Origin of the sequence: Novosphingobium sp. 1529, assembly GCF_040544855.1 — a bacterium.
Taxonomy (GTDB): Bacteria; Pseudomonadota; Alphaproteobacteria; order Sphingomonadales; family Sphingomonadaceae; genus Novosphingobium; species Novosphingobium capsulatum.
Window position 1 is genome coordinate 1,137,773 of sequence record NZ_JBEPKW010000001.1, and the last position, 21,826, is coordinate 1,159,598.

Here is a 21,826-nt window from a genome sequence, read left to right on the forward strand (position 1 = left end):
GTAAGTGATTTTCCGGTATCCCCACATCATCGAGGGGGATTTCCATGGTTTACGGATTGGCCGGAGTGTTGGCAATCGCGCTGCTGATCGCAGCCTTTACCGACCTGCGCCGCAGACAGATCGACAACTGGCTCAACGCCGCGATCGCGGCGCTGGCCCCGGTCTATTGGTGGGCCTGCGGGCTGCACCTGTGGCCCGATGTCGTGCTGCAACTGGGCGTGGCGCTGGCCGCTTTCGTGGTGCTGGCGGGGCTGTTTGCCCTGCGCATGATGGGTGGCGGCGATGTCAAGCTGCTCACCGCGCTGGCGCTGTGGCTGCGGCCGGTGCTGTTTGCCAAGCTTCTGCTGATCATGGCCCTGGTGGGCGGCCTGCTCACCGTGGGGATGGGCATGTGGCACCTGATGCGGCGCCGCAAGGACCGGCTGAAGATTCCCTATGGCGTGGCGATCGCCACGGCGGGGCTGTGTGTTCTTGGCACCACTTATGGCGCGGGCATTCACGCGCTCGCTGCGGGCTAAGGCCAACTTAACCAATTTGTCGGATGGCTGCGCGCTATTCTGTAAGGGCGGGATAAACTGGCGATGGACAAGAAGAAGCTACTGTTGTTGGGGGCCTCGCTGGTGCTGGGCATTCCATCGGCCTTGTTCGGCCTTGGCCTCATTCGTGGCTCGGGTTCGCCCCAGGCGATCGCTGCCGCCAAGGTGGAAATGGGTTCCAAGGTCCTGGTGGCCCAGCGCGCCCTGCCCGTCGGCACGATCATCACCGCCGATTCGATTGGCTTCAAGGCCTGGCCCAAGGAAATGGTGCAGGACGCCTATTTCGTGGAAGGCGAGGCCGACATGCAGAAGATGCTCGGCACCGTGGTGCGCAACCCGATCACCGCCGGCGAACCGATTACGCAGGGTTCGCTGGTGGCACCGGGCGATCGCGGCTTCCTCGCCGCCGCGCTTGGGCCTGGCATGCGCGCCGTCACCATTCCGGTTTCCGCCCGCACCGGTGTGGCCGGCTTCGTCTTTCCCGGCGACCATATCGACCTGGTGCTGACTCAGACCGTCAAGGGCAACGATCCGCAGCCGCTCAAGGCATCGGAAACCATCATCCGCAACCTGCGCGTGCTCGCCACCGACCAGTCCGCCACGCAGGAACAGATCGAGGGCAAGACCAAGGTCAAGGCGTTCAGCACGGTCACCGTGGAAGTGACGCCCAAGATCGCGGAAAAGATCGCCGTGGCCCAGACCATCGGCACGCTCAGCCTCTCGCTGCGCTCGCTGGCCGACAATTCGGCCGAGTTGGAGCAGGCGATCGCCTCGGGCGATGTCAAGGTTCCGGCCGGGGCCACCCCGCAGGACGAGGAAAAGCTGCTCAAGCAGGCGCTGGCCCACCCGCTCGACGGTGGCACCAGCTTTGCCACGGGTGGCGATGTCTCGCGCTTCCAGCGCAAGTCGATGCCGCCGATGGGTGGCGCTGGCGGTGGCGGCGGCTTTACCGCGCCGCCCGCCCCAGCACCCGTGGCCGCCATGGCCGGCCCGGCCGTGCCGCCACGCCCGCGTGGTCCGGTCGTCAACATCACGCGCGGCAAGGACACTGTCACCGTCAGCGTGGGAGCGCAGTGAGATGAGCACGACTGCCACGATCTGCCCGCCCATTCCCTTCCGGCATCGCGCCAAAGGCCAAGCCATGTCCCACCGCTTCGTTTCCGCGCTGCGCACCGCCATGATCGTGGCCGCGCCGCTTGCCGCGCCCCTTGCTGTCGCTGCCTTGGCCCCTGCGGCCCAGGCGCAGAGCGTCACCAGCCCGGCCCGCGCCATCGCGGTGGGCCTCGGCCGGGGTGAACTGATCACCCTGCCCTCGCGCATGGCCGATGTGTTTGTCGCCGATGAAAAGATCGCCGACGTGCAGGTGAAATCGACCAACCAGCTCTATGTCTTCGGCAAGGGCCCGGGCGAAACCACCGTCTATGCCAGCGACGCCAAGGGCAACGTGATCTGGTCAGCCAACGTGCGCGTAGGCACGAATATCGACAGCATCGACCAGATGCTCCACCTCGCCATGCCCGACGCCAAGGTGCAGACTGCCACGATGAACAACACCGTGCTGCTGACCGGCACGGTGGGAGCCCCCGAAGATGCGGCCGAGGCCGAGCGCCTGGTCAAGGCCTTCGTGGGCGACAAGATGCAGGTGATCAGCCGCCTCAAGATGGCCACGCCCCTGCAGGTCATGCTCCAGGTGCGCATTGCCGAAGTCAGCCGCACGCTGACCCGCGCGATCGGCATGAACTGGGCAACGGCCGATGCCACCAGCGGCTTCAAGTTCGGCGTGGGCCAGGGCAACGCGTTCACCCAGTATGTCGCGGGCGGGCCGCTACTGGCTGGCGGCAACGTGGCGATGAATGCCACGACCACGGTGGTCAACTCGGCCACGACAGGCACCCGCCTGGTCGGCAACGGCAAGCTGTTTGGCATGGATGTGCTGGGCGCGCTGGATCTGGGCGAAACGATCGGCCTGTCCAACACCCTGGCCGAGCCGAACCTTACCGCGCTGTCGGGCGAAACGGCCGAATTCCTGGCCGGCGGCGAATTTCCCATCCCGCTTTCGCAGGGCCTGGGCACCACCAGCATCGAATACAAGAAGTATGGTGTGAGCCTGTCCTACACGCCCACCGTCCTGGCCAATGGCCGCATCTCGCTGCGCGTGCGGCCGGAAGTCTCCGAACTCACCACCGACGGCGCGATCACGCTCAGCGGCTTTTCCATCCCGGCACTCAAGGTGCGCCGCGCCGAAACCACGGTGGAACTGGGATCGGGACAAAGCTTCATGATCGCCGGGCTGCTGAGCAATTCGGCCCAGAACACCATCACCAAGCTGCCGGGCGCTGGCGACCTGCCGATCCTGGGCTCGCTGTTCCGCTCCACCTCGTTCAAGAAGGGCGAGACCGAACTGGTGATCGTGGTTACCCCGTATCTGGTCAACCCGGTGGATGCCAAGGATATCAAGCTGCCCACCGATGGCTTCCGCGCCGCCGATGCCGTGCAACAGTTGCTGGGCAACCAGGAAACCGCACCATCCAAGGGCGAAACCCGCCCGATGCCAACCGAACGCGAAGGTACCGTGCAAGGCGGCCCGGCGCCGAAGGTAGGCGACGCCAGCAGCGCCCAGCCCGAAAAGAACAAGCAGGCCAAGGCCGATACCAAGCCCGGCTTCAACCTGTGACCGCCTACGCGACAAGGAACCAGACCATGTCCACCACGCGCAATCGCATCGGCCCTGTGGCCCTGGCCCTCGCCCTCACCACGGCACTCGCCGGCTGCGTCGGCGGCCAGCCGACCAACCGCTCGCTCAACAGCGTGCACCAGCCGGTGGTCGAACGCACCAGCTACACGCTGGACATCAATACGTTGCCCGGTGGCGGCGTTTCGGTCAGCGAACAGCGCCGCATGGCCGGATGGTTCGACTCGCTTGATCTTGGCTATGGCGACAAAGTGGCGCTGGATGATCCCGCCCGCGATCCGGCCACGCACGATGCCGTGCAGGCGGTGCTTGCCGGCCACGGCATGAGCCTGGCCGAAGGCGCGCCGATTACGGCTGGCAGCGTGGCGCCGGGCATCGCGCGCCTGGTAATCATGCGCACCACCGCTGCCGTGCCGGGTTGCCCGGATTGGTCCACCCACAACGATGGCAATGGCAACAACGCCACCTCGACCAACTATGGCTGCGCGGTCAACTCCAACCTGGCCGCGATGGTGGCCAACAAGGAAGACTTGGTGCACGGCCAGTCTGACGACGGCCGCACCACGGTGATGACCTCGAACAAGGCGATCCAGGCCTACCGCGACAATGCACCCTCCGGCATGGGGGGCGCCACCGTCAAGAAGGTCACCACCTCCACTTCAGCGGCGAGCAACTGACATGAGCGCACCCTGGAAATCCGGCAATCGCGACCTGTTCGCAGCATTCCTGTGCGACGATGCGGCGCTCGACGTGGCGCGCGCCGTGGCAGCCGACATGGGCTGGGCGCCGGAAAAGTGCGCGCGCGGCGGCCTGCGCAATGCCGTGCAATCGCTCTCGATCACCGCCAGCCCGGCCATCCTGATGGTCGATCTGTCGGAAAGCGGCGATCCCCTCAACGATATCAACGCCCTGGCCGAAGTGTGCGAACCCGGCACGGTGGTCATCGCCGTGGGCCAGGTCAACGATGTGCGGCTCTATCGCGATCTGATCGCTTCGGGCATCCAGGATTACCTGCTCAAGCCGCTGTCAGTCGCCCAGGTGCGCGACGCGCTGAGCCAGGCGCAGGCGATCTTCAATGCGCCCAAGAACCAGGATGGCAGCGCGGCCAAGCGCCACGTGACCACTGCGGTTGTCGGCACCCGCGGCGGGGCCGGCGCCTCCACCATCGCCACTTCGCTGGCCTGGTCGTTTGGCGCCGATTTCAAGCTGTCGACCGCGCTGCTCGATCTTGACGTGCACTTCGGCACCGGCGCACTCACGCTCGATCTCGAGCCCGGTCGTGGCCTGACCGACGCGATCGACAGCCCCAGCCGCATCGACGGGCTGTTCATCGAACGCGCGATGATCCGGGCCAACGACAACCTGGCGATCCTTTCGGCCGAAGCGCCGATCACCGCGCCGCTGATGACCGATGGCAGCGCCTTCGTGCAGTTGCAGGAGGAATTCCGCCAGGCGTTCGAGATGACCGTGATCGACATGCCGCGCAACATGCTGATCAACTTCCCGCACTTGCTGGCCGATGTGAACGCGGTGGCATTGGTCACCGAATTGACCCTGGCCGGCGCGCGCGATGCGATCCGCCTGCTGGCCTGGCTCAAGTCCAACGCCAGCCACGCCCATGTCTATGTCGTGGCCAACAAGGTGCACCAGGGCGTGGGCGAAATCAGCCGGGCCGATTTCGAATCCTCGATCGAGCGCAAGCTGGGTTTCCAGGTGCCGTTCGATGCCAAGGCGGCGGCCAATGCCGCCAAGCTGGGGCAGACGTTCATCGGCGCCAACCGCTCGACCAAGGCGGCGCTGGCGATCAAGGACGTGGCGCAGGCCATCTCCAGCCTTGCCGCCGATACCGACGCCAGCCCGGCGGACAAGCCCAAGGCCAAGTCCACCTCGCTCCTGGGCAAGTTCGATCTCAAGAAGATGTTGCCGGCAAAGGGCAAGGCCAAGACCGGCGCCCCAGTCTAAAGCTGGCCAGGTCTGACGCTTTACGCCCCGTGCCACGCCGTCACCGCGCGATGCAGTTTACGGTTTCCTTCAGGTAGGCAGGTTCCCCGATGCTCAATCCCCAGCTGATCTTGCTCTTTGGCGGGCTTGGTATCGCGCTGCTGCTGGCCGTGGCGGCGTTCAGCGGGCCGAGCGCCGGCAAGGAAGGCGCACGCCGCCTGCAACAGGTGCGCTTCCGCCATTCGGATAGCGCGGTCGACAAGGTGGAGGCGCAGTATCGCAAGGCGATCGCCTCGCGCACGCCCCGCGCCTATCGCGTTGCCGGCTCTGCCTCGCGCACAGAGGCGCTGGCCCTGCGCCTGCACCGCACCGGCAAGGGGTGGACCCTCTCGCAATATCTCTATGCCTCGCTTGGCCTGGGGCTGGGTATCGCCGCGCTGATCTTCCTCAAGTCCGGCTCGCTGCTTCTCGCGATACCGGCCGGCGTTCTGGTCGGCGCGGGGCTGCCGCACATGGTGGTGAACCGCGCGATCACCAAGCGCGCCAACGCCTTTGTCACCCGCTTTCCCGATGCGCTGGAACTGCTCGTGCGCGGCCTGCGCTCTGGCCTGCCGATCACCGAAACGCTGGGCGTCGTCGCCAGCGAACTGCCCGGCCCGGTGGGGGAAGAATTCAAGCTGGTGACCGATCGCATCAAGGTGGGCAAGACCATGGAAGAGGCGCTGCAGGATACGGCCGATCGCCTCGACATGGCCGAGTTCAGCTTTTTCTGCATTACCCTGGCGATCCAGCGCGAAACCGGCGGCAACCTGGCCGAAACCCTCGCCAACCTGGCTGACGTGCTGCGCAAGCGTGCGCAGATGAAGCTCAAGATCAAGGCGATGAGTTCGGAATCCAAGGCCTCGGCCTATATCGTCGGCGCCCTGCCGTTCATCGTCTTTGCCCTGATCTACTGGATCAACCCGGTCTACATGGGCAAGTTCTTCGTCGACGAGCGCCTGATCATCGCCGGCCTGGGCGGGCTGTGCTGGCTGGGCCTGGGCGCCTTCATCATGGCCAAGATGGTCAGCTTCGAGATCTGAGCCAAGGAACGCGCTGATGCAACCGAACCCCGCACCCACGCTGCTTGGCATCAATGTCGTCCATGCCGGCTCGATCATGCTGATGATCGCGGCCGCGGCGATGATCCTGGCGATCTATGCCGCGATCACCGTGCGCGATCCCATGGCCAAGCGGGTCAAGGCGTTGAGCGAGCGACGCGAGCAGCTCAAGGCCGGGATCATCACCTCGGCCGCGCGCAAGCGCCATTCGATCGTGCGCCGCAACCAGACCACCGACACGATCCGCGGCGTGCTGGAAAAGCTGCGCGTGCTGCAGGACAGCCAGTTGGCCGTGGTGCAGCAAAAGCTGGCCCAGGCCGGCATCCGCAAGAAGGAATGGGCCGTCGCGGTGATCTTTGGCCGCATGATCGGCCCGATCGTGCTGGGCGGCCTCGCTATCCTGTGGATCTACGTGCTGCAGTTCTTTCCCGAATGGGGCGCGTTCAAGCGCTTCATGGGTTTCGCGGTCATGGTCATCTTCGGCTACAAAACCCCCGATATCTGGATCGCCAACCTGGTGTCCAAGCGCACCCATGCCATCCGCAAGGGCCTGCCCGATGCGCTGGACCTGCTGGTGATCTGCGCCGAGGCTGGCCTTACCGTGGACGCTGCCTTTGGCCGCGTGGCGCGCGAGCTAGGCCGCGCCTATCCCGAACTGGGCGATGAATTCGCACTCACCGCGATCGAGCTGTCGTTCCTTACCGAACGGCGCCAGGCCTTTGAAAACCTGGCCTATCGCGTGAACCTCGATTCGGTGAAGGGCGTGACCACCACCATGGTCCAGACCGAACGCTATGGTACGCCGCTGGCCTCCGCCCTGCGCGTGCTGTCGGCCGAATTCCGCAACGAACGCATGATGCGCGCCGAGGAAAAGGCCGCCCGCCTGCCCGCGATCATGACCGTGCCGCTGATCCTGTTCATCCTGCCCACGCTGTTCATCGTCATCCTGGGCCCGGCGGCCTGCGCGATCAGCGACCAGTTCATCAACCGCAAGCCCGGGCCGTAAGGCTTTGGGCGGCGGGCTTGGTGCCGGGCTTCGCACCACCCCCAAAACCCCTCCTCTGAAGAGGAGGGGGCTTTTATTGTCAGTGCTTTAATTCCCCATCCTCTTTAGAGGAGGGGGTCGGGGGGTGGTGCTGGGCCTGACACTGTACCGCCAAACCTCAAGCAGGAACGCGCACCGCCTGCTCGATCGCGCCAAACAGGCTGCGCCCGGCGCTGTTGCGGGCTTCGACGCGCAGGGTTTCGCCCGGCCCCAGCGGATCGCCAGGCAGCGGCGCCGACAGGCTGACCAGGGTTCCGGCGGCGAGCGCGCGTTCGGCGGCCAGACCGGCGATGGTATCGCCCAGGGTGGGCGGCAGGATCACGTCCTGGGTGTGGCTGCCCCGCGTCACCTTGAGCGGCACGGCCAACGCGCCATCCACCCACGCTTCCGCCAGAGCCGAGGGCGTAACGAAGACCGGCGAGAAATGCCCCGTGGCCCCTGGCGCGCTCTGCACGGCAACCGCGTGGGCCAGGCCGACCAGGCGCACCCGGCCCAAGGCCTCGGCCGCGCTGGCGCCTTGCGGCACATCGGCCGTCATCGCCACCAGGCCCACCGCCGAAGCACCGGGCCGGCGCAGCGGATCGCGCGCGCCCATCAGCCCGTCGCCAGGCTGGTGGCGCAGGGCATCGGCCGAATCGGTCCAGTGAAACGTACGCGGCAGGGGCGCGGCCGCCTCGCGTTCGTGAAAGCGTTTGCGCGGGATCGCCCCGTGCGCCAGTTCGATGCTCAGGCTTTCGAGAAGATCGGCGTGGCGGTGCCATTCGTCCAGCAGCCGCTGCATCGTCGGCACCACATGATCGGCGTCGGCATACCAGGCGAGATCGTCGGACACCACGATCAGGCGCCCATCGCGCCCCTGCGGCAACGATGCCAGTTTCATGTTCACCTCTCCTGTTTCAGCTGCGACGATATTATCCCGGTTCTATTCTGGTATGGTTTTTGTCTTGTACGTTACTTGGCGCGCGCTTCGAACCGCCGCACCGCGCCCAGCAGCTTGTCGAGCAGGGCACGCAGCTTCTCCGTTTCGCGCGGGGTCAGTGCGGAGAATATTTCCTCATAAATTTCAAGCGCTTGCGGCCAAATCTGGGCATGGATGGCGCGGCCTTCGGCGGTAAGTTCGAGATGGTGGGAGCGTCCATCGGCCACATTCGGGCTGCGCTGCAGCAGGTTGCGATCCTCCAGCACCTTGCACGCGCGGTTGACGGCAACCTTGTCCATCTGGGTGGCGCGCACCAGGTCGCGCTGGGTCAGCGGGCCGGCATCGCCGAGCACCGCCATGACCCGCCATTCCGAGATCTTGAGCCCGAATTGCATACGATATTCGTTGGCAATGGCCTGGCTCACCGCACCAGAGGTGATGGCCATGCGATAAGGCACGAATTCGGCAAGACGGGTCTGGGTTCCGGGCATGGTTTCGTATCTACGGAAACCAGCGGCAATGGCAATAACGATATTTCTCTTTAATCGCTATGAACTCTTGCAATCGTGCAAGACAAGCTATCGCAGCGCAACTTTCGATACGCGCTGCGATGCAACAGGATCACAGACCGCAGCCGCCTGTCGGCTATGCCTTGAGCGCCCTGCCCGCCACCGCACCCAGCCGGGCGACCAGCACGGGATCGCGCTGCGCCGGCGCCGTCATGATCGCGCCGTCGAGCGCGCGGTCGATCGGACTGGGCGTGCGCAGCTGCGGCAAAAGACCGGCCAGCGCCACGACAGTGGCCTTCGCCGTTGCGGCATTGCCGCGCATCACCGACAGCACCTGGGCAACGTCGACATGATCGCCGTCGCGCCAGGCATCGTAATCGGTGACCATGCCGATCAGGGCATAGGGCAGCTCTGCCTCGCGCGCGAGGCGCGCCTCGGGCATGGCGGTCATGCCGATCACGTCGGCACCCCATTGGCGGTAGAGGCGGCTTTCCGCGCGGGTGGAAAACTGCGGCCCCTGCATCGCCAGATAGCAACCACCCCGGTGCACGCTGGCCCCGGCGGCCTGGGCCGCATCGGCAAGAAGGCCCGACAGGCGCGCACAGACCGGATCGGCGAGCGAGACATGGGCCACCAGCCCTTCCCCGAAAAAGCTTTGCGGGCGGCCATGGGTGCGATCGATGAACTGGTCCACCGCCACGAAGCTGCCCGGTGCCAGCTCTTCGCGCAGCGAGCCGATCGCGGAAATGGCGACAAGGTCGGTCACCCCGCAGCGCTTCATCACGTCGATGTTGGCGCGGTGGTTGATGGCTTCGGGGGAAATCCGGTGCCCGGCGCCGTGGCGCGCCAGGAACACGAATTCCTGCCCGCCGATGCGCCCCAGCGTAACCGGCCCGGATGGCGCGCCAAACGGCGATTGCACCGCGATTTCCTGCACATCGTCCAGCACCGAAAGATCATAGATCCCCGAGCCGCCGATCACCCCGATGCGCCAGCGCGCGCCCGGCGCCTGGGTTTCCTGTTCAGTCTGCAAGAATGCCCGCCATGATGAAATCAACCGTGTGTTCGCGATAGCGGTCGCGCAGCTGTTCGGTCAACGAATCCTGGCCAAAGCAGTGGCGCAGCACCAGCCGCGCGGAAAAGAACCGGTCAGCCGCGCCGCTGACGGTGAAATAGAACATCTGCGGATCGATCGGGCGGAACACCCCGCTTTTCACCCCTTCGCCGATCAGCTGGTCATAGGCGCGGCTAAGCGGGCGCAGGTACTTGTCGGCGATACGCCGCGCCTCGGCATCGTCGCTATCGCGCACCAGGCGCATGAGCAGGCGGTTGAGATAGGGATAGCGGTAATAGGTATCGATGCAGCAGGAAATGTGATGGCGCAGCTTGTCCTGCGGGGCCATGTCGCCCTTGGCCACCAGGGCGTCGACCGAGCGGACGATCTCGGCCATGTCGCGATCAAGCAGCGCGGTGAGCAGCCCGGCCTTGTTACCGAAGTAATACTTCACCAGCGCCGAATTGAGGCCCGAGCGCAGCGAGAGTTCGGACAGCGAGATATCGACCAGGTCGCCCTCGCGCATCACCGCAGAGGCCGCCGCCAGTAGCAGATCGCGTGCGCCGCCCGGTGCAGCGGCCGCATCAGGCGGCGGCGCAGCATGGTCATGCGCGGTCTGTGGTCCTGCGTTGGTCATGTCGCCGTGGTCCTCTTCAACCGATCGATTAGGCGGCGCGGCCAGCCAGGGTCAAGCTACTTGCAAACAACGCTTCAGCCACTACCGCAGCACCCATGGACGAAGCAGCCTTCATCACCGCCCTGCGCGCCCTGGCGCCAGACCCTGCCGCGCGCGGGCTGGACGATGACGTGGCGGTGATCGCGCTGGGCGGGGAGCATCTCGTGCTCACCCACGACATGATGGTGGAAGGCGTGCACTGGCTGCCGGGCCAGGACCCGGCCGACGTGGCGTGGAAACTGGTGGCGACCAACCTGTCCGATCTGGCGGCCAAGGGCGCGGCGCCGCTGGGCGTGCTGCTGGGCTATGGCCTGGGTGGCGGCGAAGAGCGGTTCCTGGCCGGGCTGGCGGAGGCGCTGGCGGCGTTTGCCGTGCCGCTGCTGGGCGGAGACACCGTGCGCCGGGTCGGCCCTGCGGCCCATGGCCTTACTGCGCTGGGCCGCGCCACGCATTGCCCCGTGCCCACGCGCAGCGGCGCACAGGTGGGCGACAGGCTGTGGGTCACCGGCAGCCTGGGCGATGCCATGCTGGGGTTCGAGGCGCTGCGTGACGGGCGCGAGGGGCGCACTGGCCGCGATACCACGCGCTTTGCCCGCCCGGTGCCGCGCCTGGCCCAAGGGCGGGCGCTGGCCCCGCTGGTCGGCGCGATGATGGACGTGTCGGACGGGCTGCTGCTCGATGCGACGCGCATGGCCCGTGCCAGCGGCGTGACCCTGGCGATCGACAGCGCCGCCTGCCCCGTGCCGCCAGACCTGCCCCCGTCCCGCCGGCAAGAGGCGCTGTCATGGGGTGATGACTACGAACTGCTGTTCACCCTGCCAGCGGGCACCACGCCCCCTTGCCCTGCCACCTGCATCGGTGAGGCGCTGGCCGCTGGCCCCGTACCCTTGCTGCTCGATGGCGCCTGCCCGCAAGGGCCGCTGGGCTATGAACACTGCGGCTGAAACCTAGGCGGCAAGATTAGCCGAACAACCGTACAATACCGCTTGCGGGCGGCGGCAAATGATTTAGCTTCCCTTTGGTTCCCAGCCAGCGTGCGGGAATACGGTGTACCTGGCACCAAAAGACAAGCCGGGGCACGGGAAGTTAGGGGGATGCCATCGTGAACCTTGTCGTAACCGCCATCGGGTTGGGGTTACTGGCTGTGCTTTATGGCTTCATCACCAGCCGTCAGGTGCTGGGAAGCCCGGCCGGGAACCAGAAAATGCAAGACATTGCCGGCGCCATCCAGGAAGGGGCGCAGGCCTATCTCAAACGCCAGTACGGCACCATCGCCCTGGTGGGCGTGGTCGTGGCCGCGATCGTTTCGATGACGCTGCACCCGCTGCCGGCGCTGGGCTTTGTTATCGGGGCCGTGCTTTCGGGTGTGGCCGGCTTCATCGGCATGAACGTGTCGGTGCGGGCCAATGTGCGCACCGCCGCTGCCGCGCAAAGCGGCCTGCAACAAGGCCTTACCCTGGCGTTCCGCGCCGGGGCGATCACCGGCATGCTGGTGGCGGGCCTGGCGCTGCTCGCGATCGCGGGCTTCTTCGGGTATCTGGTGTTCGTGGCCGGCTATGCCCCGGGCGATCGCACCGTCGTCACCGCGCTCACCACGCTGGCGCTGGGCGCCTCGCTCGTGTCGATCTTTGCCCGGCTGGGTGGCGGCATCTTCACCAAGGCGGCCGACGTGGGCGCCGATCTTGTCGGCAAGGTGGAAGCCGGCATTCCCGAGGATGACCCACGCAACCCGGCCGTGATTGCCGACAACGTGGGCGACAACGTGGGCGATTGCGCCGGCATGGCGGCCGATCTGTTCGAAACCTATGTCGTCACCGTGGGCGCCACGATGGTACTTACGGCACTGCTGATCAAGGGCGTGGGCGATCTGCTGCTGCCGCTCATGTCGCTGCCCCTGCTGATCGGCGGGGTCTGCATTGTCACCTCGATCATCGGCACCTATTTCGTCAAGCTGGGGCGCAGCAACAACATCATGGGCGCCATGTACAAGGGCTTCCTGGTCACCGCGCTGCTTTCGATCCCGGCGATCTGGTTCGCCACGCAGGCCGCGCTGGGCAGCATGGAAGCGCCGATCGGCGACCAGGGCTTTACCGGCCGCACGCTGTTCTATTGCGCGCTGGTCGGCCTGGCGATCACCGGGCTGATCATCTGGATCACCGAATACTACACCGGCACCGGCTATCGCCCGGTGCGATCGATCGCCAAGGCATCGGTCACCGGCCACGGCACCAACGTGATCCAGGGCCTGGCCGTCAGCCTGGAAGCCACGGCCCTGCCCACGCTGGTGATCTGCGCGGGTATCATCGTCGCCTATCAGCTCGCCGGGCTGATCGGCATTGCCTATGCCGCGACGGCAATGCTGGCGCTGGCCGGCATGGTCGTGGCGCTCGACGCCTATGGCCCGGTAACCGATAATGCCGGCGGCATTGCCGAAATGGCCGGCCTGGAAGACACCGTGCGCGAACGCACCGATGCGCTCGACGCGGTGGGCAACACCACCAAGGCGGTCACCAAGGGCTATGCCATCGGTTCGGCCGGGCTTGCCGCGCTGGTGCTGTTTGCCGCCTATACCACTGACCTGCGCGAGTTCTTCCCGGATCTGAATGTCGATTTCAGCCTGGAAAATCCCTATGTCATCGTCGGGCTGCTGCTGGGCGCGCTGCTGCCCTATCTGTTCGGCGCGATGGGGATGACCGCCGTGGGCCGCGCCGCTGGCGACGTGGTGGTGGACGTGCGCGAGCAGTTCGCCGCCGATCCGGGCATCATGGCCGGCACCAGCCGCCCGGACTATGCCCGCACGGTGGACCTGGTCACGCGCGCAGCGATCAAGGAGATGATCCTGCCCTCGCTGCTGCCGGTGCTGGCGCCGATCGCGGTCTATTTCGTGATCATGGCGGTGGCAGGGCAGGCCAATGCCTTTGCCGCGCTGGGCGCGCTGCTGCTGGGCGTGATCGTGGGCGGGCTGTTCGTGGCCCTGTCGATGACATCAGGCGGCGGGGCGTGGGACAACGCCAAGAAGTATATCGAGGATGGCCATTACGGCGGCAAGGGTTCCGACGCGCACAAGGCGGCGGTGACCGGTGACACCGTGGGCGATCCTTACAAGGACACAGCTGGCCCGGCAGTGAACCCGATGATCAAGATCACCAATATCGTTGCCCTGCTGCTGCTGGCCGCCCTGGCCAGCCACGCGGCAGGCTGAACCGGCTTCCGTGGGCTGCCGGCATGCTGGACCGGAGGCCCACGGCAGACACGCGGAAAAGCGGGGAAAACCCCGCCCGCATGGGCCCGAGGTTGGGGAGGAGAAGGACAGGCCCCGTCTGGCCGCAAGGCTGGGCGGGGCCTGTTTCCTGGCCCGGGTGGTTCATCACCTGCCCCTGGTTTCATATTTGTGACGAGCCGCCGCGATGCGTTGACCTTGGCGGAACGCCTGGAATAGGCGCGCGATCATGCTGCACCCGCTCTCTTCCACCCTGATGTCCGATTCCAATGATCCTGCCGCGACGGCCGCCGGCCTTGTCCGGCTGCTGACGGTTCAGCCCGAGGCCGGCGCCGATCTCTTTACCGGGCCGCGCAAGCCCGGCGGCGTGGGACGCGTGTTTGGCGGGCAGATCGTGGCGCAGGCGCTTGCCGCCGCGCAGGCCACCGTCGCCGCCGATCGGCCGGTGCATTCGCTGCATGCCTATTTCCTGCGCCCGGGCAGCGAGGATGCCGACACGCGCTATACCGTGATGCGCGATCTCGATGGCGGCAACTTTGCCAACCGCCGCGTGGTGGCAAGCCAGGGCGACGCGCCGATCTTCACCATGACGGCCTCGTTCCACCGCCGTAGCGAGGCCGGCGAGAGCCTTGCCCTGCAGCACGGCCTGCCGATGCCTTCGGTGCCCAGCCCCGATGACCTGCCGAGCGAGGCAGACCTGCTGACGATCTATGCCGATCGCCTGTCAGAGCAACGCCGCGCGCTGCTGTCGCGGCCGCGCGCGATCGAGATGCGCCCGGCCGAACCGCTCAACTGGCTGCGCGAAACCCCGGCCGAACCGGTGGCGCACACCTGGCTGCGTTGCGTGGCGCCGCTGCCCGATGATCCGGCGCTGCACCGCGCGGTGATCGCCTATGTCAGCGACATGACCTTGCTCGGCACCAGCCTGCTGCCCCACGGCATCAGCGGCAAGGCCGGCAGCGCCCAGGTGGCCAGCCTTGACCATGCGCTGTGGTTCCACGCCGATGGCCGCGCCGATCAATGGCTGCTCTATGCCTGCGACAGCCCTTGGGCCGGGAACATGCGCGGTTTCAGCCGTGGCCGCATCTTTACTCAGGATGGCCGCCTGGTGGCCGAAACCGCGCAAGAAGGCCTGGTGCGCCGCCGCGCCTGAACCGTCGCCGCGCTACTTGCCGGGCCGCGGCGCTGCAGGGCTGGCCATTGCGATGGTCGCCGCGCCGGCAGCGGCCGGCGGGGCGGGCGTGGTGCCAGTCCTGGTAGGCTGGCCGACCAGGGCGCAGGCCATGCGCTCCATTTCCGGGTGGGCTACCATGGCCGTTGCCACAAAGCGCAGCGTGGCGCCGGTGATGTCAGCCGTCACCGTCTTGATCGCCCGGTCGATCGTGGTGCAGGCCTGCAGGTTGGTGGCGCCGCCGCCATAGCGATTGGCCACGAGCGTGGCATAGCTATCAAAGGCGCGCTTGTCGGCAAAGCCGTGGGCCGGGCTGATATAGCCACGGATGGCCTTGTCGGCGGCCGCGAACACGCCCTGGTGCACGATCATCATGCGCGAAAAGCTGGTTTCCACATCCATGCCGTGGCTCTTGCAGCGCAGCGACACGGTCATCATCATCGTCTGGAACTGATGAAACCGCGCGGCTTCGAACGTCGGGCTATCGAGGCACGAGGCCGGTGGCGAGATCGGCGGCGGCGCGGCGGCCTGGGCCAGCGGGGCATGGCACAGCGCAACCAGCATCGCGCCTCGGGTCGCCAGGGCAAAGGGCACGCGTCGCATCATTTGGCCACTCCGCAAGACGTGATCGGAACCGCCATCAGCGCATCGAACTGGCGCACCAGCGCCTGTTGCGCCTGAAAGGCAGCGTCGGCTATCGGCTTGTAATCGCGTGCTTCCTTGGCGAGCGCGTTGCGCATGTCGGCATCGCCTGCGGCCATCGCGTCATAGCGGGCCTGGATCGATTGCAGATAGGCGATGGCCTTGCCGTTGTTGGCCTCGGCTGCTTCGCCGGCCGGGCGATAGGTTTGCGCGTGGAAGGCGTTGCGTTCCTCGGCACTGCAAAAACGGGCGGGCAGGACGACCGCCGGCACCGTTTCCAGATGGGGCCGACCGGCTGTAATGTCCTGCGGTGCCGGGGCGGCAGCCTGGGCTGCAGCAGAGACGGCTGCGGCCGGTGCCGCGGGGGTTTCCTGCGCGGCGGCCAGGCTCGCCAGCAGGCTGGCTGCCGCGGTTTCGTTGGGCCCGGCCTGCGCGGTGGCAGCGACCGCAGCGGTTGGGGCAGCAGCGGGCGGCGGGGTGACTGCGGTCGGCGCGGCGGCAACCGGCACTGGCGCGGCAATCGCCGGCGCAGGCGGCGTAGCCGGCGCTGCCGCCGTGCTACTGGTCGCCCCGCGCCGCAGCGCTGCGGCCTTCACCTTGGCCAGTGGGGCAAAGGTACCGTTGGGAAACTGCTGCAGATAGGCATCGTACATCTCGGGATCGCTGCTGGTCGATACCGAACGCCAGAATTCCAGTTCGAGCGTCTTGTCGGAAACGGCCGCATCCTGCGCCAGGGCCGCCGCAGTGCCCAGCGGCAGCGCCCCCAACGCCAACGCACCCAAGGCCGCCACGCGCAGCACCAGCCGGCCAACCGGCCGCTGCCCCGCACCGCCACCCGGCACCACGACTTGTCCCCACTCCTTACGGTGCGACGCGCCAACCTGCGGCGCGCGCCCAACCCCCTGCTTCATCGTACCCCCCAGGCAGCGACGGACCACCCTGCCGGTCGGTCCTGCTCCACCACGTCCCCTGGTGGGCTGCCGATCCTTGCCACGTTACGCTTACTATCCCTGTCATGCCGCAAGCTATGTGCAGAGACGTTGCCTAACACGGTTATCGAGCATTAAGGGTGTTTTCGTCATCCCCTATTTGAGGGAAACCGCAAATAACCACTGCGGTACTTCACGCTGGCACGCCACCAGCACGACAATTGTCTGATAATTTCCACAAATGCCACTGGGGCAGCTGTTTACGCCCCGGGATGATAGAAATCATAGATGGTTTGCGCCACCGCAGCACTCACCCCAGGCGCCCGCATGAGGTCTTCAAGCGAGGCGGCGCGCACTTTGCCGGCGGTGCCAAAATGCAACAGCAGTGCACGCTTGCGCGCCGGACCGATTCCCGGAATCTCGTCGAGCGGGCTGGCGGTGATCGCCCGGCTGCGCTTGGCGCGGTGCGCACCAATGGCGAAACGGTGCGCCTCGTCGCGCAGTTGCTGCAAGTAGAACAGCACCGGGGAATTGAGCGGCAGCAGCTTTTCGCGCCCATCGGGAAAGTGGAAATGCTCGCGCCCGGCGTTGCGATCCGGCCCCTTGGACACCGCAATCAGCGGCACATCCTCGATGCCCAGTTCCTCCAGCGTCTCGCGCACGGCCGTCATCTGGCCCTTGCCGCCATCGATCAGCACCAGATCGGGCCAGGTGCCGCCCTGGCGATCGGGATCTTCCTCTTGCACGCGGCCAAAGCGGCGCGCCATGACTTCGCGCATCATGGCAAAGTCATCCCCCGGGCGGGTTTCGGCGCGCTTGATGTTGAACTTGCGATACTGGCCCTTCTGGAACCCTTCGGGCCCGGCCACGACCATGCCGCCCAGCGCATTGGTGCCCTGGATATGGCTGTTGTCGTAAACCTCGATGCGCTGCGGCACATCGGGCAGCTCTAGGAATTCGGCCAGTTCGCGCAGAATCTTGGCCTTGGTGCCGGTTTCCGCCAGCCGCCGATCGAGCGCCTCCACCGCATTGCGGCTGGCCTGCTCCATCAGCCGGCGCCGGTCGCCACGCTGCGGCACGGTGATTTCCACCTTGCCGCCCGCACCTTCGTGCAGGGCCTCGGCCAGCAGGTCTGCCTCGGGCAGAATGCGATCGACCATGATCAGGCGCGGCGGCGGCACTTCCTCGTAAAACTGCGCCAGGAAGCTGGTCATGACCTCGGCCTCGTCCAGCCCCTCGGTATGGGTGGGGAAGAACGCGCGGTGGCCCCAGTTCTGCCCGCCCCGGATGAAGAAGGCCTGGATCGCGATCTGCCCGCCCTTGCTGGCCATGGCAAAGACATCGCCATTGCCCACCCCTTCGGCATTGATCGCCTGGCTGCCCTGGATGAACGTGGCCGCGCGCAAGCGGTCGCGCAGCATGGCCGCGCGTTCGAAGTCCAGATTCTCGGCCGCCTCGCTCATCTGGGTTTCGATCTCGCGCTGCACCGCGCCCGATTTGCCGCCGAGGAAATCCTTCGCCTGGCGCACCAGTTCGGCATAGTCCGCCTCGGCAATGCGATCGACGCACGGGGCACTGCAGCGCTTGATCTGATAGAGCAGGCAGGGCCGGTCGCGCCGCGCCATGAAGCCATCGTTGCAGCTGCGTAGCAGGAACAGCTTTTGCAGCGCATTGATCGTGGTGTTGACCGATCCGGCGCTGGCAAAGGGCCCATAGTAATTGCCCTTGGCCTTGCGCGCGCCGCGATGCTTCATGATCCGCGGAAACGCGTGATCGGCCCGCAACAGGATGAAGGGAAACGACTTATCGTCGCGCAGCAGCACGTTGTAGGGCGGGCGATAGCGCTTGATCAGCTGCGCTTCGAGCAGCAGCGCCTCGGCCTCGGAATTGGTCGTCACGATCGTCATCGACCGCGTCTGGCTGACCATGCGGCGCAGGCGGTTGGGCAGCCGATCGACCTGGGTGTAATTGGCCACGCGATTTTTCAGCGCGCGCGCCTTGCCCACATAGAGCACGTCGCCGCGCGCATCGAGCATGCGATAGACGCCAGGCTTGGGCTTGAGCGTGCGGACAACGTCGCGGATGGTGTCCACGCCGCGTTCCAGATCGGGCTGATCGCTGCCACGCATCGTGCTGATCGCGGCGTCTTCGTTGAAGCGCTCGGTATCACGGTCGGGAGGGGAAGATGCGCTCTTGCGGGCCATCCCTGCCAGATAGTGGCTGTTACCCCGTTTGGGGAGAGCCCGAAAGGCTGGCGATCGTGGACAAGTATTATCCGTATATCTACGTATATGATTGCAGATGATACCTTTACCATGCCGGGGTAAACGTGGCAGCCATGGTGAATGCCCCCGTCACCGGTGATAGTGCAACGCGCGGCCGCCGCGCGGATGCACGGGCAAGGCTCAACATTCCCGGGCGCCTGATCTTGCGCCGTGGCGTGTGCCCCTGCCTGGTGGAAGACCTGTCGCGCACCGGGGCGCGCCTGGTCCTGCAATGCCCGCCGGCGCTGGGCGAAACCGGCGTGCTGGAAATCAACCGCCTCGAAGGGTTCGGCGCCGCCGTGTGGATCAGGGGCGGCCATTGCGGCTTTCACTTTGACGAGCCACTGGCGCTGGAACAGGTGATCGCCCTGCGCCAGTTCGCCGATCATTTCAGCGAACACCGCCGCGAACAGGAACGCACCGCGGCGCGGGAATTCGTCCAGGGCCGGCGGTTCGTCTAGGCCCTCAGAACATCTTGCGGAATTCCAGCTTGAACACCCGCCCGGTGGGATCGAGATAGCCAGCCTGATAGCGCAGCGGGATCGCGCCGGTCTGATCGGTCACTTTCTGCTGGGCATCGAACACGTTGTTCACCGCCAGAGACAGTCGGGCATTCTTGAGGAATGGCACGGCCTTGACCACGCCGGGGCGGCGGCCAAGATCGGCAAACAGGCGCAAGTTGAACTTGGCGATGGGGTGGAAATCCAGGCTGGTCGTGCCTGAATCCGCGTGGGCCGATCCGGTGTAGGTGCCGGTCAGGCGCACGCCAAAGCTGCGATAGAAGCCGCCGCCTTCCAGCTCGATACTGTGCCGCGCTACCCCCGTGCTCGACAGCGCGCTGCCGCCCAGCAGATCGTAGACCGTCCCGCCCGGCGTCAGCTGCACCCGGTTCATCAGCATGATCGTGTGGGTCAGCGACAGGTTCCAGCGCCCGCGCCCGTCGAAGCCGCCCGGACCACCGGGGCCACCGGGCCCGCCAGGACCGCCGGGGCCGCCGGGGCCGCCCGGACCACCATGCCCGCCACGTCCACCGCCACCCATGCGTGGCCCACCCGGCCCCATCATGCCCCGCATGCCGCGCTGGCGCACCAGATTGGGATCGGGCGTGCCAAAACTGCCCGCCAGGTTGATGCCATAGCGGAAGCTTTCGCTTTCCTGGCGCGCGTACGTCACCGGGCTTTCGTCGACCGACACGATATCGCCTGCGGCATTGCGCGTGACGCGCCCGGGATAGGCCGCTTCCACCTCGGCCGTCAGCAGGGGGAAGCTGTTGCTGGTGTTGAAACTGCGGTTGTGGAAATATTCCACCACGAAGGTCGAATTGGTCAGGAACGGCAAGGTCCAGTTGCCGGCCAGCTTCACGTCGCGCTGGCGCTCCTTGAGCAGGTCGCGGTTGCCCCCGCTGGTCACCGTAGCCAGCACCGTCTGGCCCTTGATGAAATCATAGATCGCCACGTTCTGGGTGGTGGTCGTTGGCGCGCCCAGTTGCGTCAACGAGGGCGCGGTCTCGGCACCGATGAACGTGCCGGTGAAGCTCAGCTTGTCGGTGGGGCGCCAGGTCAGCCCAGCGCCATAATCATAGAGCGCGCCAAAGTCCGACAGCGTGTGCGCCTCGGCATTCATGTTGAGCGACAGGTTGCCGAGGAAACCCCCGAAGTTCTCGCGCTTGCTGGTGATCGGCACGTCGAGGCTGAAGCCCAGCTGCGCGTCGCCACGCTTGAGATCGATCGCCCCGTTGGCGGTGCGCGTATCGGTGCTGTGGATGCCGGAATAGGCAAAGCCGGTCTTGACTGTAAGCGAGGTTGCCCCGCCCGGCAGGCGGAACGGCTGGCCGTTGGCCGTCGCCAGCGAGGTCAGGCTGTCGGTGCGGCTCAGCGCGCGATCGGCCCCGCCAGCGATGATCGCGCCGCTGGGCAGCGCGCCCGTGGCGCTCAGGCTGCCATCGTCGACCAGCGTTTGCAGGCCCGAAAGATCGGCCGAGCGATCGATCCGCGTATCGGTGGTAACATGGCTGCCGTCGGCCGTCACCGATAGCTGCCAGGCGCCGATGCCGGTGTTGAGCCCGGCGCCGGCCGAGAGCGTGGTGGTATAGGTGCGCGTGGTCAGCGGCTCGGGCGCGGTGGTGGTGCGCGTCACGCTGTTGCCGCTGTCGGGATCGGTCAGCGTCACGGTATTGAGGCCGTTCCAGCTGCGGCTGTAATCACGCTGCGCCAGCGCGTTAAGCGTCAACCCGGTGCCCAGTCCGATCGGCTTGGACCAGGTGGCATTCAACGCGGCGCTATCGGCCTTGGCCTGCAGCGTGCGATAATCGGCCTGGTTGGGGTCGCCCGCCACGGTGCTGTTGCCGCCCGTGCCGGTGCCTGTGGCCGCGCTGGCCTGGCTGATGCCGCGCTCGGCTTCGGTGATCGCGCTTTGCGTCGATACCGTGCCGGTCACGTTGATGCGGGCCTTGTTGGCGATCTTGGCCAGCGTGGCTTCCTCGCTCAACCCGGCATAGCTGCCGTTGCCCGGCACGCTGGCCTCGGTTTCGCTGCTGATGCTCTTGTAGTGGTCTTTGAGGATGAAGTTGACCACGCGCTGATCGGGGCGATAGCCGTATTTCAGCGCCACTTCCTCGGGCAGGACTTCCACCCGGCGGATCGCCTCGGGCGGCAGCCCACGCATTTCGCGGAAGTTGGAAATGCGCATGCCGTTGAGCAGGATCACCGGCCCGTCGCTGCTGCGCCCGCGCCCGGAATCGGTCTGCGGCGCCAGCACGGTCAGCAGATCCTGGATCGAATTGACGCCGTAGGCGGCGATTTCGTCTTCATCCAGCGTCACGATCGGGGGTTGCTGCGCCTGCACCACGCCCTTGATCGGCGCGGCGTTGACCAGGATTTCACCGGTCACGTCGTCCACGCCGTCACCGTTGGCATCCACGCCCAACTGGCCCTGGGTATTGACCATCTGCTGGCCGCTGCCGCCAGCGGTTGCGCCGGTGCTGCCATCGCCCTCAGGGGCAGGAGCGGGCGCCTGCGCAGCCTGGTCTGCGGCCCAGGCCCGCTCACCCCCGCAAACGGCAAGCGCGGAAACGGCACACAGCAAGGCAAGACGAACAGACACGCGCAACAAACCCCATCATGGCTTCG

The 21,826-nt window shown here is 66.4% G+C and carries 19 protein-coding genes; 11 read left to right on the plus strand and 8 right to left on the minus strand.

Features of this window, described 5'->3' with window-relative positions; genetic code table 11:
- Positions 1-44: 44 nt before the first annotated feature.
- The 7 genes from ABIC78_RS05185 to ABIC78_RS05215 all read left to right on the plus strand — a co-directional run bounded on the left by ABIC78_RS05185 (position 45) and on the right by ABIC78_RS05215 (position 7,275).
- Entirely contained in the window at positions 45-518 is a 474-nt protein-coding gene (locus tag ABIC78_RS05185; RefSeq protein ID WP_043610870.1) for an A24 family peptidase, read from the plus strand.
- Between the two features lie 63 nt (positions 519-581).
- On the plus strand, positions 582-1,613 hold the full coding sequence (gene cpaB, locus ABIC78_RS05190; RefSeq protein ID WP_054130717.1) for a Flp pilus assembly protein CpaB: 1,032 nt from the start codon (positions 582-584) through the stop codon (positions 1,611-1,613).
- Positions 1,614-1,677: 64 nt separating this feature from the next.
- Positions 1,678-3,210: a type II and III secretion system protein family protein gene (locus tag ABIC78_RS05195; RefSeq protein WP_171794773.1), complete on the plus strand. Its 1,533-nt coding sequence runs from the start codon at positions 1,678-1,680 to the stop codon at positions 3,208-3,210.
- Positions 3,211-3,236: 26 nt separating this feature from the next.
- Positions 3,237-3,905, plus strand: coding sequence for a CpaD family pilus assembly protein (locus ABIC78_RS05200; protein WP_022675894.1), 669 nt, complete (start codon positions 3,237-3,239; stop codon positions 3,903-3,905).
- 1 nt (position 3,906) lies between these two features.
- On the plus strand, positions 3,907-5,190 hold the full coding sequence (locus ABIC78_RS05205; protein ID WP_022675893.1) for a Flp pilus assembly protein ATPase CpaE: 1,284 nt from the start codon (positions 3,907-3,909) through the stop codon (positions 5,188-5,190).
- A gap of 89 nt (positions 5,191-5,279) precedes the next feature.
- The gene (locus ABIC78_RS05210) at positions 5,280-6,251 is read left to right on the plus strand and encodes a type II secretion system F family protein (protein WP_022675892.1); all 972 of its coding nucleotides are present in this window, start codon (positions 5,280-5,282) and stop codon (positions 6,249-6,251) included.
- 16 nt (positions 6,252-6,267) lie between these two features.
- Positions 6,268-7,275 carry a type II secretion system F family protein gene (locus tag ABIC78_RS05215; RefSeq protein WP_354488069.1) on the plus strand — a complete coding sequence of 336 codons (1,008 nt, stop codon included), beginning with the start codon at positions 6,268-6,270 and terminating at the stop codon, positions 7,273-7,275.
- 157 nt (positions 7,276-7,432) lie between these two features.
- On the opposite strand, the gene ABIC78_RS05220 is transcribed toward ABIC78_RS05215, so the two are convergent.
- The 4 genes from ABIC78_RS05220 to ABIC78_RS05235 form a co-directional block, all read right to left on the minus strand.
- The gene (locus tag ABIC78_RS05220; RefSeq protein WP_062786068.1) at positions 7,433-8,194 is read right to left on the minus strand and encodes a hypothetical protein; all 762 of its coding nucleotides are present in this window, start codon (positions 8,192-8,194) and stop codon (positions 7,433-7,435) included.
- A 71-nt stretch (positions 8,195-8,265) separates the two neighbouring features.
- On the minus strand, positions 8,266-8,724 hold the full coding sequence (locus ABIC78_RS05225) for a MarR family winged helix-turn-helix transcriptional regulator (RefSeq protein WP_022674476.1): 459 nt from the start codon (positions 8,722-8,724) through the stop codon (positions 8,266-8,268).
- A gap of 154 nt (positions 8,725-8,878) precedes the next feature.
- On the minus strand, positions 8,879-9,775 hold the full coding sequence (gene mtnP, locus ABIC78_RS05230; protein ID WP_216643476.1) for an S-methyl-5'-thioadenosine phosphorylase: 897 nt from the start codon (positions 9,773-9,775) through the stop codon (positions 8,879-8,881).
- Positions 9,765-10,433 carry a TetR family transcriptional regulator gene (locus tag ABIC78_RS05235; protein ID WP_169041950.1) on the minus strand — a complete coding sequence of 223 codons (669 nt, stop codon included), beginning with the start codon at positions 10,431-10,433 and terminating at the stop codon, positions 9,765-9,767. The genes mtnP and ABIC78_RS05235 overlap by 11 nt, the downstream gene beginning before the upstream one ends.
- 95 nt (positions 10,434-10,528) lie before the next feature.
- Between ABIC78_RS05235 and thiL the strand changes: the two genes are divergently transcribed.
- The 3 genes from thiL to ABIC78_RS05250 all read left to right on the plus strand — a co-directional run bounded on the left by thiL (position 10,529) and on the right by ABIC78_RS05250 (position 14,845).
- Complete coding sequence (gene thiL, locus ABIC78_RS05240) at positions 10,529-11,416, plus strand: thiamine-phosphate kinase (RefSeq protein WP_168351543.1); 888 nt, start codon at positions 10,529-10,531, stop codon at positions 11,414-11,416.
- 158 nt (positions 11,417-11,574) lie between these two features.
- Complete coding sequence (locus ABIC78_RS05245; protein WP_171794741.1) at positions 11,575-13,674, plus strand: sodium-translocating pyrophosphatase; 2,100 nt, start codon at positions 11,575-11,577, stop codon at positions 13,672-13,674.
- Between the two features lie 247 nt (positions 13,675-13,921).
- Positions 13,922-14,845: an acyl-CoA thioesterase gene (locus ABIC78_RS05250; RefSeq protein ID WP_354488073.1), complete on the plus strand. Its 924-nt coding sequence runs from the start codon at positions 13,922-13,924 to the stop codon at positions 14,843-14,845.
- Positions 14,846-14,857: 12 nt separating this feature from the next.
- On the opposite strand, the gene ABIC78_RS05255 is transcribed toward ABIC78_RS05250, so the two are convergent.
- From ABIC78_RS05255 to uvrC, 3 genes are all read right to left on the minus strand, one after another.
- Entirely contained in the window at positions 14,858-15,469 is a 612-nt protein-coding gene (locus ABIC78_RS05255) for a hypothetical protein (RefSeq protein WP_169041946.1), read from the minus strand.
- Complete coding sequence (locus tag ABIC78_RS05260) at positions 15,466-16,416, minus strand: hypothetical protein (RefSeq protein ID WP_169041945.1); 951 nt, start codon at positions 16,414-16,416, stop codon at positions 15,466-15,468. The genes ABIC78_RS05255 and ABIC78_RS05260 overlap by 4 nt, the downstream gene beginning before the upstream one ends.
- A gap of 278 nt (positions 16,417-16,694) precedes the next feature.
- Positions 16,695-18,638 (minus strand): excinuclease ABC subunit UvrC, encoded by a 1,944-nt coding sequence (gene uvrC / locus ABIC78_RS05265; RefSeq protein ID WP_171794742.1) that lies wholly within the window; start codon positions 18,636-18,638, stop codon positions 16,695-16,697.
- Between the two features lie 134 nt (positions 18,639-18,772).
- On the opposite strand from uvrC, the gene ABIC78_RS05270 reads away from it, so the two are divergent.
- Entirely contained in the window at positions 18,773-19,159 is a 387-nt protein-coding gene (locus ABIC78_RS05270; protein WP_022675627.1) for a PilZ domain-containing protein, read from the plus strand.
- Positions 19,160-19,163: 4 nt separating this feature from the next.
- Here the strand turns inward: ABIC78_RS05270 and ABIC78_RS05275 are convergent, their stop codons facing one another.
- Entirely contained in the window at positions 19,164-21,800 is a 2,637-nt protein-coding gene (locus ABIC78_RS05275) for a TonB-dependent receptor (RefSeq protein ID WP_171794743.1), read from the minus strand.
- Between the last annotated feature and the right edge of the window lie 26 nt (positions 21,801-21,826).

What these genes read in the sequence shown, in the direction of transcription:
- cpaB (WP_054130717.1), top strand. Translation starts at nt 582, where the DNA reads ATGGACAAGAAGAAGCTACTGTTGTTGGGGGCCTCGCTGGTGCTGGGC.
- ABIC78_RS05260 (WP_169041945.1), bottom strand. Translation starts at nt 16,416, where the DNA reads ATGAAGCAGGGGGTTGGGCGCGCGCCGCAGGTTGGCGCGTCGCACCGT.
- ABIC78_RS05195 (WP_171794773.1), top strand. Translation starts at nt 1,678, where the DNA reads ATGTCCCACCGCTTCGTTTCCGCGCTGCGCACCGCCATGATCGTGGCC.
- ABIC78_RS05210 (WP_022675892.1), top strand. Translation starts at nt 5,280, where the DNA reads ATGCTCAATCCCCAGCTGATCTTGCTCTTTGGCGGGCTTGGTATCGCG.
- ABIC78_RS05255 (WP_169041946.1), bottom strand. Translation starts at nt 15,469, where the DNA reads ATGATGCGACGCGTGCCCTTTGCCCTGGCGACCCGAGGCGCGATGCTG.
- ABIC78_RS05235 (WP_169041950.1), bottom strand. Translation starts at nt 10,433, where the DNA reads ATGACCAACGCAGGACCACAGACCGCGCATGACCATGCTGCGCCGCCG.
- ABIC78_RS05215 (WP_354488069.1), top strand. Translation starts at nt 6,268, where the DNA reads ATGCAACCGAACCCCGCACCCACGCTGCTTGGCATCAATGTCGTCCAT.
- ABIC78_RS05200 (WP_022675894.1), top strand. Translation starts at nt 3,237, where the DNA reads ATGTCCACCACGCGCAATCGCATCGGCCCTGTGGCCCTGGCCCTCGCC.
- thiL (WP_168351543.1), top strand. Translation starts at nt 10,529, where the DNA reads ATGGACGAAGCAGCCTTCATCACCGCCCTGCGCGCCCTGGCGCCAGAC.
- ABIC78_RS05250 (WP_354488073.1), top strand. Translation starts at nt 13,922, where the DNA reads ATGCTGCACCCGCTCTCTTCCACCCTGATGTCCGATTCCAATGATCCT.
- ABIC78_RS05225 (WP_022674476.1), bottom strand. Translation starts at nt 8,724, where the DNA reads ATGCCCGGAACCCAGACCCGTCTTGCCGAATTCGTGCCTTATCGCATG.
- ABIC78_RS05205 (WP_022675893.1), top strand. Translation starts at nt 3,907, where the DNA reads ATGAGCGCACCCTGGAAATCCGGCAATCGCGACCTGTTCGCAGCATTC.
- ABIC78_RS05220 (WP_062786068.1), bottom strand. Translation starts at nt 8,194, where the DNA reads ATGAAACTGGCATCGTTGCCGCAGGGGCGCGATGGGCGCCTGATCGTG.
- uvrC (WP_171794742.1), bottom strand. Translation starts at nt 18,638, where the DNA reads ATGGCCCGCAAGAGCGCATCTTCCCCTCCCGACCGTGATACCGAGCGC.
- ABIC78_RS05270 (WP_022675627.1), top strand. Translation starts at nt 18,773, where the DNA reads ATGGTGAATGCCCCCGTCACCGGTGATAGTGCAACGCGCGGCCGCCGC.
- ABIC78_RS05185 (WP_043610870.1), top strand. Translation starts at nt 45, where the DNA reads ATGGTTTACGGATTGGCCGGAGTGTTGGCAATCGCGCTGCTGATCGCA.